This window comes from Enterococcus sp. DIV1096b (assembly GCF_050498765.1).
In the GTDB taxonomy this organism is placed as follows: domain Bacteria; phylum Bacillota; class Bacilli; order Lactobacillales; family Enterococcaceae; genus Enterococcus_D; species Enterococcus_D entomosocium.
This window is the reverse complement of the sequence record NZ_JBMHEK010000001.1, coordinates 1-13,797: the sequence shown is the minus strand read 5'-3', so window position 1 is coordinate 13,797 and position 13,797 is coordinate 1. Positions and strand designations below refer to the sequence as shown.

Here is a 13,797-nt window from a genome sequence, read left to right as displayed (position 1 = left end):
ACACATAAAAAAAGCCCTACTACCATCAGCGCAATGCAGACGGCAGCAGGAGCCATTGTTTTTCAAATAATTGGTGTCTTACCCGAACTCTTCTCGTGGCGAGACCGAGGAGAATTTATTGTATTCTTTGATGAATAGAAGTTCGACCGTCCCCCGGGCACCACTCCGGTTTTTTTCAATAATGACTTCGATCACATTGTTGTTTTGTTGTTCTTCTGGTTCATCGTCATCGTCGCCTTCACTGCGGTAGTAGTCATCCCGATACAAGAAAGCAACGATATCGGCATCCTGCTCGATCGACCCTGATTCCCGGATATCACTTAAAACAGGACGTTTGTCTTGTCGCTGTTCCACACCCCGAGAAAGCTGAGACAGTGCAATCACCGGCACTTTCAATTCCTTCGCCAGTTTCTTTAATTGGCGAGAGATCTCAGAGACTTCTTGTTGGCGGTTTTCGCGACCCGTTCCTTCAATCAACTGCAAATAGTCGATCAAAATCAAGCCGAGATTGCCTTTTTCTTGCGCCAGTTTCCGACAACGCGCCCGGATCTCAGAGATCTTGATCCCGGGGGTATCATCGATATAGATATTGGCGTTAGAAAGACTGCCCATGGCAACGATCAAATTCCGCCATTCTTCTTCTGAGAGCTGCCCCGTCCGCAAGTGACTAGCCTCAATCGAGCCTTCCGCACAAAGCATCCGGTTGACCAATGATTCAGCCCCCATTTCCAGACTAAAGATCGCTACGGAACGATCGGTTTTCGTTCCGACATTTTGCGCGATATTCAAGGCAAACGCGGTTTTCCCTACCGCGGGGCGGGCAGCGAGAATAATCAGCTCTTCTTTTTGCAGCCCCGCCGTCATTTTGTCTAAAGCCGCATAACCCGTAGGTAATCCGGTGATTTCTTCATTGTTTTGCGCCAATTGATCGATCGTTTCGATCGTCCGATTCAAGACTTCCGCTATCGATTGGAAGCCATTACTGTTGCGCTTTTCGGATACTTCTAAAATACTTTTTTCTGCTTGATCAATGATCGACTGCACATCTTCATCTTGTTCAAAGCCTTTGGTTACGATACGGCTCGCTGTTTGGATTAGATTGCGCAGCGTGGCTTTGTCGTCAACGATCTTCGCATAATAAGCAATACTTGCTGCTGATGGTGAAGCTTGACTCAATTCAGTCAGATACGTCAGACCGCCAACATCTTCAAGACTATTGCTTTTTTCAATTTCTGCTTTCAACGTGATCAAGTCGATCGATTCACTCCGGTCGTTCAACTGGATCATTGCTTGAAAAATTATTTGATGGCTGCGGCGATAAAAATCTTCTGGGGCGATTACTTCCATTGCATCGATGATCGCATCGGCATCTAAAAAGACTGCCCCTAGGACCGCTTGTTCCGCTTCAATATCTTGTGGGGGAACTTGATTTTGCCAAACTTCATTCATGCCATTCGCTCCTTCGTCCATTCATTCTACAAGATTCCCATCCAAAGTACAAGATTGCTTGGACGTTTGCCGAAAAAAACCCCAACATGTGACTGTTGGGAGTAATACTTATTCTTGAATGGTATGAACATTGATCGTTGCTGTTACTTGTGGGTGCAATTTTACAGGTACTTGCGTAAACCCTAATGCACGAATCGGCTGATCCAATTCGATTTTGCGTTTATCGATTTTGATTTTGTATTGCTTGTTCAAAGCATCGGCAATTTGTTTTGATGGGATCGAACCGAACAAGCGGCCATCTTCCCCTGCTTTGGCATTGATCTTCACGACGGTTTCTTCTTTTTCAAGAAGTGCTTTTAGCTCTTTCGCTTCTGCTAAGACTTCCGCATCTTGTTTTTCTTTGGCTTTTTGTTTGCCTTTTAATTCTGCCATGCTTTCATTGTTGGCAGGTTTGGCTAAGTTGTTTTTGATCAGGAAGTTTTGTGCGTAGCCATTAGGGACTTCCTTGATATCGCCTTTTTTGCCTTTGCCTTTGACATCTTGTAAGAAAATAACTTTCATCTTGGTCACTCCTTGTTATTGTTCATTTTTCGTTAATTCCGCTCGCAACTGGTTTTCTACATCGCCAATGCTGCTGTTTTTTATTTGCGTGGCTGCGTTGGTAAAATGTCCGCCGCCGCCTAATGCCTCCATCAAGGTTTGTACATTGACTTTTCCGGTACTTCTAGCACTAATACCGATCAAATCTCCTGGCTGTTTCGTAATGACAAACGCGGCATGGATCCCATTGATCGATAGCAGAGTATCGGCCGCTTTTGCAACGGTGACACTATCGTACACCCGATCTTCATCCGCTGCAGCAATCACGATATCTTCTCGGAAATGCTGGCTGCGAGAAACCAGTTCACTGATCATCAAATAGGAATCTAAATCCGTACTCAACATGTATTGAACCAATGACGTATCTGCGCCTTGATTTTTCAAATAGCCAGCAATATCAAAGGTCCGACCAGTGGTTCGCACCGTGAAGTTCTTCGTATCCACGTAGATTCCCGCTAATAAAGAAGTCGTAATAAATTTAGGGACTTGCGATCTGCGAGAAGCGCGATACTGGATCAATTCTGCTACCAGTTCCGATGCTGAAGACGCGGAAGATTCAATATACGTCAATAATGGCTTATCGGGAAACTCATCCCCGCGACGATGGTGATCGATCACTGCGATTTTGTCAAATTCATCATAGACCGCTTGCGAGATCGACATCGACGGCTTATGGTAATCTACCATCACTAAGACACTTTCTTCATTTGATAAATTGACTGCTTCTTCCCCAGTGATCACAAATCGTTCCAGCTCGGGGTATTTTTTCAATTCTTCCAATGCCCGCTGAATGTCGGCGGTGATCTCTTTCGGATTTAAAATGATGTAGCATTCTTTGTCGCTCATCATCGCCATGTAAGCCACCCCAAAAGCCGAACCTAAAGCATCCATGTCCGGGTAACGATGACCCATGATAAAGATCCGCTGGTTTTCAGCAAAAATCTTTCTCAACGCCGTACTCATGGCACGAGAACGAACACGTGTTCTCTTCGGCGTACCATCCGTATTACCGCCAAAGAATTGCGGTTTTGCTTCTTCTTTGGCTTCTTTTAAAACGACTTGATCGCCGCCACGAACTAACGCAATGTCGAGATTGTTTTGTGCCACTTCACCAATCTCTTCAAAAGACTCTTCCCCATAGGAGATTCCCATACTGATCGTTAATGCCAGATCATTTTTTTCCGCAACTTGCCGTACTCTAGTCAAAAATTGGAATTTTTCTTCCTTCATCCGCTCAATATCTGAATACTTCGCGACGAAAAGAAACCGCTCGGAATTGATTCGTTTGTAAAAAACATGATTCTCACTTGCCCAATCAGAAATCAGTGTCGTGATCAGCGAGTTCAAATAAGAAACTTGTTTGTCGTCTTTTTTCTCAATCAAATCATCGTAATTATCAATTGAAATCAACCCAATTGCTGCCATCTTTTTTACCCCTCAATGTATCATCCCATTTTTTTGAAGCTTTGTTCCTTATTTTACCACAAAACAATCAAATAGGCGATTGATGCAAAAAGTTCCACGTGAAACTTTTTTGGTGAGATAATCATGGGAAAATTTCTGTCACTCGTTATTTTATCTGTATATAAAATAACAAGTATTTCTTCAGTAGATAAAAAAATTGACAAGCTTCAAAAGAAACTTGTCAATGAAAATCATTCGATTTATTCTTCGCCTACGAATGGAAGTAATCCCATAATACGCGCACGTTTGATTGCAATGGTAAGTTTGCGTTGGTTTTTCGCACCAGTACCAGTTACACGACGTGGTAAAATTTTACCGCGTTCTGAAATGAAACGTTTTAGTAATTCAATATCTTTATAATCGATATGTTCAATATGGTTTGCAGCAATGTAGTCTACTTTACGACGTTTGCGTCCGCCTCTTCTTTGTTGTGCCATCCTATTTCCCTCCTATCAATTTCTTAGAATGGTAAATCATCGTCTGAAATGTCGATTGATGAGTTTCCGAATGGATCGGAGTTGTCTCGATCAAAATTAGGCATTCCTGATGGTTGAGAGGATTGAGTTTGATTTGAGTTATTGTTACCAAATCCAGAAGAACTATTTGAGTTATACGTATTGCTGCTGCCAGATCCGCTATCAGTTGTGCGTCTTTGCTCGGAAGCATTTCGCGATTCTAATAATTGGAAGTTGTCAGCAACGACTTCTGTTACATAAACACGTTGGCCTTGTTGGTTGTCGTATGAACGGGTTTGAATACGTCCAGTAACCCCTAATAAAGTTCCTTTGCGTGCATAGTTTGCTAATGTTTCCGCTGGTTTTCTCCAAATAACACAGTTTATGAAATCAGCTTCGCGCTCTCCACTTTGGTTGGTAAAATTGCGATTTACCGCCAAGGTAAAGGTTGCGACACCAGTGCCATTAGAAGTGTAACGTAAATCAGGATCTTTGGTTAGTCTTCCTACTAGTACAACATTATTAATCAAAGTTCATCATCTCCTCATCGCTTTTGTTTCATGTGAAACAATATTATGCTTCTTCTTTGACAATCATGTGACGGATAATGTCATCATTGATTTTCGCAAGACGGTCAAACTCGTTGATTGCACTTGCAGTTGTTGAAGAAGAAACTTTAACGATGTGATAGATACCCTCACGGAATCCATCCATTTCATACGCTAGACGGCGTTTTTGCCAATCTTTTGATTCGATAACTTCAGCGCCGTTATCAGTTAAGATTGAGTCAAAACGAGCGATCAATGCGGCTTTTGCTTCTTCATCAATGTTTGGACGAATGATATATAAGATCTCATATTTCGTGTTTTCCATTGATTTTTCACCTCCCTGTGGACTTTGGCCCCTAGTTTTCTAGGAGCAGAGAGAGTGGTCTAATTAGACTACTCACAAATAATTATTATACACTTTTTTCGTCCCTACTGCAAGCTATTTTTTTGCGTCCCTGCATCTACCCATCACTGCAAACAATCGCTTACACTGATAAATACGTCAGCTGCTGCCGATTTTTTGAAAAAGAGTAAAAAGACAGCAAGCTGCAGGTTCGCAGGTTGCTGTCTTCCTAGAAAATGTATTGCTTATTCTTGTGTATCCGTGGTGTCTTCCGTTGTTTCTTCCACAACTGGCACGTCTTGTACCGCTGTTTCTTCGGCAGTCGTTAGTTCTTCTTCGACTTCCGGTTCAACCGTTGCCATCGTCACTACTTTGGCATTGTTTTCCATCTTCATCAAACGAACCCCTAAGGTTGCCCGACCAGTTTGGGAAACAGTCGCTACATTGAAACGAATCAAGACGCCTTTATTGGTGATCACCATGATGTCTTCCTCACCGCTGACCGTCGTCAAGCCGGCTAATGGACCGTTTTTCGCCGTAATGTTGGCTGTTTTGATCCCTTTTCCGCCACGACCTTTGATTGGGTATTCAGAGCCTTTGGTGCGTTTGCCATAGCCGTTCTCAGTGATGACCAAGACTTCACTGTCTTCTGTGATCACAGCGGCACCTACGACGTAGTCTCCATCTCTTAGACGAATGCCTCGCACACCAGCAGCTGTTCGGCCCATATCCCGAACAAGGGCTTCTTTGAAAGTCACAGAGTAGCCATCGTGGGTGCCGATGATCACGACATCTTCGCCATGGGTTTCGATCACGTTAACCAACTCATCATTTTCCCGAAGACCGATCGCAATCAGACCATTGGCACGGATATTTGAAAAGGCCGTCACTGAGGTCCGTTTGACCACACCTAGACGCGTCGTGAAGAACAAGTAGCGTCCTTCTTGAGGCCCACCAGAAGCCGAAATGATCGCTTCGATCCGTTCGCTAGAATCGATCCCTAGCAGATTGATCACAGGGATACCTTTGGCTGCCCGACCATACTCAGGAATTTCATAGCCTTTGGCTTTGTAAACTTTCCCTTTATTGGTGAAGAACAGTAATGTGTCGTGAGTCGAACAAGAAATCAACGTCTTCACGAAGTCTTCATCGTGGATCCCCATTCCTTGAACGCCACGTCCGCCGCGACGTTGTGCACGGAATTCAGACTTAGCTACTCGTTTGATGTATCCATTGTTCGTCAAAGTAATGACGATTTCTTCTTCTTCGATCAAGTCTTCATCTTCAAGACTTAAGACTTCCCCAACCAATAATTCAGTCCGGCGATCATCGCCAAAGCGTTGGCCTAATTCTTGCAACTCCGTTTGGATGATCTCTAGGACTCGTTGTGGATTTGCTAAAATGTCTGTCAAATCAGCGATAAATTCTAACAAACCTTGGTACTCGTTTTCGATCTTGTCGCGTTCCAAACCGGTCAAGCGACGCAAACGCATATCTAAAATTGCTTGCGCTTGGCGATCGGACAATTTGAAGCGCTCCATCATGCTATTTTTTGCTTCATCATCAGAATTTGATGCCCGGATCAAAGCAATGATCTCATCGATATGATCCAATGCGATCCGTAACCCTTCTAAGATGTGGGCACGGGCTTCTGCTTTGTTTTTATCAAACTGTGTCCGACGAGTTACCACTTCTTGTTGATGCTCGATGTAATTTTCTAAAATTCGTTTCAAACTCAAAATCTTCGGCACGCCTTTTTCAATGGCTAACATATTAAAGCCAAAAGAAGATTGCAGTGCAGTCATTTTGTAGAGATTGTTTAAGATCACCGACGCACTGACGTCGCGACGAACGTCGATAACGATCCGCATGCCTTCACGAGACGATTCATCCCGCAGATCGGTGATTCCTTCGATCCGTTTGTCACGGTGCAGCTCAGAGATCCGCTCGATCAACTTCGCTTTATTGACCATATACGGCAATTCAGTCACTAAGATCCGTTCTTTACCGTTGGGCATTTCAGTCACTTCGACTTTTCCGCGAACAGTGATCGAACCTTTCCCTGTTTCATAGGCACGGCGAATACCGGATTTTCCCATGACGATCCCGCCGGTTGGGAAATCTGGTCCCGGCAGGACTTCCATCAATTCACTTGTCGTGACTTCTGGATTTTCCATCAATAGATCGATGGCTGCAATAACTTCATTCAAGTTATGAGGCGGGATATTGGTCGCCATCCCAACAGCGATCCCCGTCGTCCCGTTGACCAAAAGGTTCGGGAAGCGTGCTGGTAATACCGCTGGTTCTCGTTCTGTATCATCATAATTGCTTTGGAAATCAACAGTATCTTTGTTGATGTCCCGCAGCATCTCCATCGCCAGTTTGCTCATGCGGGCTTCGGTATACCGCATCGCAGCGGCACCGTCACCATCGACTGAGCCAAAGTTTCCGTGGCCATCGACTAACATGTAGCGATAGCTGAAGGGCTGTGCCATCCGCACCATTGATTCATAGATCGCACTGTCACCATGGGGATGGTATTTCCCCATGACATCGCCGACGATCCGGGCTGATTTTTTATGGGGCTTGTCTGGTGTGACCCCTAATTCATTCATTCCATATAAAATTCGGCGGTGAACCGGCTTTAAGCCATCCCGCACATCTGGTAAAGCCCTAGCAACAATTACACTCATTGCATAATCGATAAAGGACTCGCGCATTTCACTGGTCAGATTGACGTCATGAATATTTTGTTTTGCTTCTTCACTCAAGCTGTTTCCTCCTCTACGATTGGCTAGATGTCAAGATTTTTCACGTAGTGCGCGTTTTCTTCGATAAAGGCCCGTCTTGGTTCGACGCGATCCCCCATCAGCATTTCAAAAATTTGATCGGCTTCAATGGCATCATCTACGCTGACCCGCAGCATCATCCGATTGTCAGGATCCATCGTGGTTTCCCATAACTGGTGGTCATCCATTTCCCCTAGACCTTTGTATCGTTGAACTGTTGGTTTTGGTGTCGCAGGTAGTGATTCAATCGTATTTTTCAAATCTTGTTCGGCATTCTTGCCGGGTTGGATATAATGGATATTTTTCCCTTGTTTGACACCGTACAATGGCGGTTGTGCGATATAGACATAACCGGCTTCAACGATGGGACGCATATAACGATAGAACAGCGTCAAGAGTAGGGTCCGGATATGGGCACCATCGACATCGGCATCGGTCATGATGACTAGCTTGTGGTAACGGGCTTTTGCTACATCAAAATCAGCACCAAACCCGGTACCCATTGCCGTAAACAATGAACGGATCTCTTCGTTTGCTAAGATTTTGTCCATGCTGGCTTTTTCGACATTTAAAATCTTCCCACGGATCGGTAAGATCGCTTGGAATTCCCGACTGCGGCCTTGTTTTGCTGAACCGCCGGCAGAATCTCCTTCGACGATAAACAATTCGCATTTTTCTGGATCATTACTGGAACAGTCGGCTAATTTCCCAGGTAAGTTACTGATTTCTAACGCACCTTTTCGGCGAGTCATTTCCCGGGCACGTTTGGCTGCTTGACGGGCTTTTGATGCCAAAAGTCCTTTTTCCACGACTTGACGACCCACATTCGGGTTTTCCATCAAGAATTTCGTGAAATGTTCGGAAAAGAGACGATCGGTGACTGTCCGCACTTCGGAATTTCCTAATTTGGTTTTCGTTTGTCCCTCAAACTGAGGATCTGGATGCTTGATGGAGATAACCGCCGTCAAGCCTTCCCGAACATCTTCTCCGGTCAGGTTTTCGTCGTTTTCTTTCATCAATTTTGACTTGCGGGCGTAATCATTGATCACCCGGGTCAAGGCAGTCTTAAACCCGAATTCATGGGTTCCGCCTTCATAGGTATGGATGTTGTTGGCAAAACTTAGCAGGTTGCTATGGTAGCTATCGGTATATTGCATGGAGACTTCAACCGTGATTCCTTGTTGTTCTCCTTCTAAATAGATCGGATCTGGGAAAATCACTGTTTTACTCGCATTCAAATGCTCCACATAGCTCTTGATCCCGCCGTCGTAATGATATTCTTTCAAAACGGGTTTTTCTTCCCGTTTGTCTTCGATCGAGATTTTTAAACCACGGTTCAAGAAGGCTAATTCCCGAACCCGCGTCGCTAATTTATCAAAATTGAATTCCGTTGTTTCCGTAAAGATCTCTGGATCTGGAACAAAGTGGACGGTCGTTCCGTGGCGGTCGGTTTCATCGATCACTTTTAAGTCATCAACGACTGCTCCACGATGGTATTCTTGATAATACACTTTGCCTTCTTTATAGACTTTTACGTCTAAAGTCGTGGACAACGCATTAACGACGGAGGAACCTACCCCATGAAGTCCGCCGGAAACCTTGTAGCCGCCGCCGCCAAATTTCCCGCCGGCATGCAGGATCGTAAAGACGGTTTCTACCGCTGGACGGCCTGTCTTGGCTTGGATATCAACGGGGATCCCCCGACCGTCATCGACGACCGTAATACTATTATCTGGTTCAATGATCACTTGAATACTTGAGGCAAAGCCTGCTAGTGCTTCGTCGATCGAGTTATCGACGATTTCCCATACTAAGTGGTGCAAACCTTCTGAACTGGTAGAACCAATGTACATCCCAGGTCGTTTGCGGACGGCTTCTAGTCCTTCCAGCACTTGGATCTGACTGGCATCATAGGCTTTCGCACGTTCAACTAAGCTTTTTTCTTCTTCTGTCATTCAGTCTATTCTCCTTTAATATGTCCTTGCTCTACATAAAAAATCTCTGCTTCCACAGACATTTTGTCTTTTACATGTTCTAATGTCGTTGTTGTCAGAAAGGTCTGAACTTTTCCTTCAATGGTTTCCAATAAATGCAGTTGTCGGGAATCATCCAGCTCACTCATGACATCATCTAATAAAAGGACGGGATATTCCCCTGTTTCTTCTTTCATCAAATCGATTTCTGCCAATTTGACACTTAGGGCCGTTGTTCGCTGCTGTCCTTGCGAACCAAAGGTCTGAACATTTTTCTCATTGATCAAAAAATCCAGATCGTCTCGATGGGGGCCTGCCAACGTGACTTGCCGAAATCGTTCACGGTCTTTGACTTGTGCCAAGGCTTTGACAAATTGCTGTTGGATCTCCTCCAGCGAGGTCGCCTCACCGGGCACATTTGATAAATAGTCGATCTGCAAGGTTTCTTTTCCTTGGCTGATCTTTTGGTGCAGCTGATTTGCCCAATACGCCAAGCGCTGAACAAACCGTTGTCTGGCTAAAATGATTTTACTGCCGAAAGCCACCAGCTGTTCCGTCAAAACATCTAAATAGATCTCATCGGTCTGTTTTTTTTCATTCAGCTGTTTTAAGTATTGATTGCGCTGTTTCAAAACGGATTGGTATTGAACGAGATCATAGAGATAAATTGGATCGATCTGCCCAATTTCCATATCGAGAAATTTGCGGCGGACTTGGGGACTTCCTTTTACAAGGGAGAGGTCTTCTGGAGCAAATAAAATGACATTCAGCTGCCCTATGTAACTACTGAGCTTTTTTTGCTCAATGTGGTTTACTTTCGTTTTTCGTCCTTTTTTTGACAAAAACAGTTCTAACGGGATCGTTGAGCGTCCCCGACTGACACTGCCAGAGATCCGCGCACCTTCCGTGTCCCAACGGATAAGTTCTTGCTCGCTGGAGGTGCGGTGGCTTTTGGTCATCGCCAATACATAGATACTTTCTAAAATATTGGTTTTTCCTTGCGCATTTTCGCCTAAAAAAATGACCAGACCTTTCTCAAAAGTCAGTGTCAGCGAATCATAGTTCCGATAATTGCTTAAATGCAACTCATTCAGCCGCATCTGCGTCTTCCTTCTTCACCATAAAAAAAGTACCTTCATCAGGTAGCTCAACACGCATTCCCGCATACAATTTGCGCCCTCGTCGATTTTCCGGCTCGCCGTCGACAAAAACGGTGTGCTCTGCAAGGTACCATTTCGCTTGGCCGCCGCTGCTGATCACACTGACTTCTTTGAGCATTTGTCCAAGTGTCATATATTCCGTTTCTAACGGTATTTGCATTTTCATAATTCCCCTCAATTCTATCAAAGAGCGTTTAGCTCTATTATACTCTTTTTTTGCCAAGAAAACAAATTCATCGGCATATTTTTCATTCTCAGAAGACTTACTGCTTTTAGACAAAAAAGAAGCCAAAAAAGAAAAAAGGGCTTAAAAACGATTTTAAGCCCTTTTAACTCATTTATTCATTTTCAGATGATTGTTTCAACTTTTTTCAAAAGACATGAAAAACTAGTTGGTGCGCACCGGTGTGATCAGCTGGATAAAGCTGCCTTTGCTCTCTGTTGGCTCCAACGTAAAGGGACGGATCGCTGAGATAAAGCGGATCACGATGCTGGTGTCACCAAATGCTCGTAGTGCAGCTTTCATATAATCAGGATTGAAAGAGATCTCTAATGGGTCGCCGGTCACTTTTTCAAAAGAAAGGTCTTCTTCCACTTTCCCGATTTCTGGTGAGTTTCCATATAAGACAACAGCTTCCTCGGAGATCGCCAAACGAACGATGTTGTTACGGCCTTCATGGGAAAGCAATGACGCCCGTTCGATAGCCTGTAACAATTCTGGCACAGAAAATTCAATTTCAGTATTGAAGCTTGAAGGGATCAGACGGTTGGTATCTGGGTAAGTTCCTTCCAATAAACGAGAATAGAATTTCATAGTTTTCGTTTGGAACAATACTTGGTTATCCATAATGCTGATTTGGATCGCTTCTTCTTCATCTGTTAAGGAACGAGAAAGTTCCGTTAGGCTTTTGCCGGGAATCACGATATTGAAGGCTGTTTCCCCGCTTTCCAAGGGAATCACCCGTTGACTCAAACGGTGTGAGTCCGTCGCAACAGCTAATAATTTTTGATTTTCTAAGACAAAGTGGACCCCAGTTAAGATTGGACGGCTTTCGTGTTGCGAAACCGCAAAGACCGTTTCACTAACAACCTTATTCAACACGTGCGCTGGAATCTCGATCGAATCTTGACTTTCGACAACTGGTAAATGTGGATAACTATCGGCATCCAAGCCGTTGACGGTAAAGTTAGCTTTTCCAGAAGTGATCGCTACTTGATTATTGTCTAAAACTTCTAACGTTAAGGTACTTTCAGGCAAACGACGAACGATTTCGCTGAAGAAACGTGCTTGTAAAACGATTGCTCCTGTTTTTTCGATTTGCATTTGCGCTTTTTCGTTTTCCACACTTAAAAAAGTTTCAATGGAAATATCGGCATTGCTCCCAGTCATGGTCAATCCTTTTTCTGAAAGGGACAATTTTACTCCGGTTAAGATCGGGATGGTGGTTTTGGTTGAAATCGCCCGTTGGACAGTTTGTAATTCTTGCATGAACTCTGTTCGGTTTAAAGTTAGCTTCATAGCGATACTCCTTTAATTTATAGTTATTAAATAAAAGTAATAGTAGTAATAGGCTTGTTAGTAATGTGGATAACTCGAGAAAAGAGTGATTAGACTAACGAAAATGCCTGTGAATAACTTGTGGACAACTTTTTTGGTTCTTCTTTTCTTATCCACAGATCAGCTGAAGAGAATTTGTTTGATTTCAGCGATCTCATTTTTGATCGTGGGATCTGTTTCGACTAAATGCTGAATTTTTTCATGGGCATGAATGACCGTGGTATGGTCTTTGCCACCAAATTCGCCACCGATTTTTGGTAAAGAACTATCGGTCAATTCTCGAGAGAGATACATCGCGATCTGCCGTGGGACCACGATGCCTTTGACCCGTTTTTTCCCTTTTAAATCATTGACATGAATGTGATAGTATTTTGCGACTTCTTCTTGGATTTGCAAAATCGAAACTTGGGTCGAGCCATGGCTTGATTTCAAGGCTTTGATGGCTTCAGCTGCCAAGCTCGTTGTAATGTCTGAGTTTTGCATCGTAGCAAAAGCTTGCACCCGCACGAGTGCTCCTTCAAGTTCTCGGATATTCGAATCGATCTGCCCAGCGATATAACTTAAGGTATCGTCGGGGATCTCCAAGCGTTCGGCTTCGGCTTTTTTCCGCAAAATCGCAGTCCGCGTCTCTAGATCCGGCGGGGTGATATCAACGGATAAGCCCCAAGCAAAACGGGAAACCAAACGTTCCGGCAAAGTCGGGATCTCATTTGGCAAACGATCACTTGTCAGGACGATCTGTTTATTATTGCGATACAGTTCTTCGAAGGTATTAAAGAATTCTTCTTGGGTTCCTTCTTTATTGACTAAGAATTGAATATCATCCACCAGCAAAAGATCAACATTGCGGTATTCGTTTCGAAAATCTTCCATTTTGTTCTTTTGAATAGAAGTAATGAAATCATTGGTGAAATTTTCACTACTAACATACTTGATTTTGGCAGTGGGACGTTTCAGCAACATTTGATGACCGATCGCGTGCATCAAGTGAGTTTTCCCTAAACCAACGCCACCATAGAAGAACAGCGGATTATAAATAGACCCAGGATCTTCTGCAACAACTAAAGCAGCAGCGTGGGCCATCTGATTGCCTTTCCCGATGACAAAGGTATCAAATGTGTATTTTTCATTTAAGATCGATTTCGGCGGCCGCTCGTTTTCTTCTGCAGCTGTTTGAATAGTAGAAGGGGCTGTTTTTAAAGCTTCTGCTTCTTCGACAGTCACAAAACTAGGAATCAATTCTTCACCAGTTTTCATAAATCCCATTTCAACAATTTTGGCAGCTAGATTTTTTTCCCAATAAGATTTATGAAGATCGCTGGGTACTTCGATCAGCAGCTGATTTTTTTCAAACGACAAGACATTGGCAGTCTCGATCCAAGCACTATAACTGGCCGGATTCAGCTCTTCTTTAAAGGAACGTTGAAGATCTTGCCAAATAGAATCAGCAGATGGCAT

12 protein-coding genes are annotated in these 13,797 nt (G+C 43.9%); all 12 read right to left on the bottom strand.

What is annotated here, in order from left to right; translation table 11 throughout:
* Positions 1-78 precede the first annotated feature (78 nt).
* On the bottom strand, positions 79-1,449 hold the full coding sequence (dnaB, locus tag IGJ17_RS00060; RefSeq protein WP_005226374.1) for a replicative DNA helicase: 1,371 nt from the start codon (positions 1,447-1,449) through the stop codon (positions 79-81).
* A gap of 108 nt (positions 1,450-1,557) precedes the next feature.
* Positions 1,558-2,010, bottom strand: coding sequence for a 50S ribosomal protein L9 (rplI, locus tag IGJ17_RS00055; protein WP_005226371.1), 453 nt, complete (start codon positions 2,008-2,010; stop codon positions 1,558-1,560).
* Between the two features lie 15 nt (positions 2,011-2,025).
* Entirely contained in the window at positions 2,026-3,474 is a 1,449-nt protein-coding gene (locus tag IGJ17_RS00050) for a DHH family phosphoesterase (RefSeq protein WP_005232918.1), read from the bottom strand.
* Positions 3,475-3,713: 239 nt separating this feature from the next.
* Positions 3,714-3,950: a 30S ribosomal protein S18 gene (gene rpsR, locus IGJ17_RS00045; RefSeq protein ID WP_005226367.1), complete on the bottom strand. Its 237-nt coding sequence runs from the start codon at positions 3,948-3,950 to the stop codon at positions 3,714-3,716.
* Between the two features lie 23 nt (positions 3,951-3,973).
* Positions 3,974-4,498 carry a single-stranded DNA-binding protein gene (ssb, locus tag IGJ17_RS00040; RefSeq protein WP_005232920.1) on the bottom strand — a complete coding sequence of 175 codons (525 nt, stop codon included), beginning with the start codon at positions 4,496-4,498 and terminating at the stop codon, positions 3,974-3,976.
* Between the two features lie 43 nt (positions 4,499-4,541).
* Complete coding sequence (rpsF, locus tag IGJ17_RS00035) at positions 4,542-4,841, bottom strand: 30S ribosomal protein S6 (RefSeq protein ID WP_005226363.1); 300 nt, start codon at positions 4,839-4,841, stop codon at positions 4,542-4,544.
* 263 nt (positions 4,842-5,104) lie between these two features.
* Complete coding sequence (gyrA, locus tag IGJ17_RS00030; RefSeq protein WP_005232921.1) at positions 5,105-7,630, bottom strand: DNA gyrase subunit A; 2,526 nt, start codon at positions 7,628-7,630, stop codon at positions 5,105-5,107.
* Positions 7,631-7,653: 23 nt separating this feature from the next.
* The gene (gene gyrB / locus IGJ17_RS00025; RefSeq protein WP_005232922.1) at positions 7,654-9,603 is read right to left on the bottom strand and encodes a DNA topoisomerase (ATP-hydrolyzing) subunit B; all 1,950 of its coding nucleotides are present in this window, start codon (positions 9,601-9,603) and stop codon (positions 7,654-7,656) included.
* A gap of 5 nt (positions 9,604-9,608) precedes the next feature.
* Positions 9,609-10,721 (bottom strand): DNA replication/repair protein RecF, encoded by a 1,113-nt coding sequence (recF, locus tag IGJ17_RS00020; protein ID WP_005232923.1) that lies wholly within the window; start codon positions 10,719-10,721, stop codon positions 9,609-9,611.
* Positions 10,708-10,947 carry a S4 domain-containing protein YaaA gene (yaaA, locus tag IGJ17_RS00015; RefSeq protein ID WP_008376781.1) on the bottom strand — a complete coding sequence of 80 codons (240 nt, stop codon included), beginning with the start codon at positions 10,945-10,947 and terminating at the stop codon, positions 10,708-10,710. The genes recF and yaaA overlap by 14 nt, the downstream gene beginning before the upstream one ends.
* Positions 10,948-11,169: 222 nt before the next feature.
* Positions 11,170-12,300, bottom strand: coding sequence for a DNA polymerase III subunit beta (dnaN, locus tag IGJ17_RS00010; protein WP_005226354.1), 1,131 nt, complete (start codon positions 12,298-12,300; stop codon positions 11,170-11,172).
* Positions 12,301-12,459: 159 nt separating this feature from the next.
* Entirely contained in the window at positions 12,460-13,797 is a 1,338-nt protein-coding gene (gene dnaA, locus IGJ17_RS00005; protein WP_142437342.1) for a chromosomal replication initiator protein DnaA, read from the bottom strand.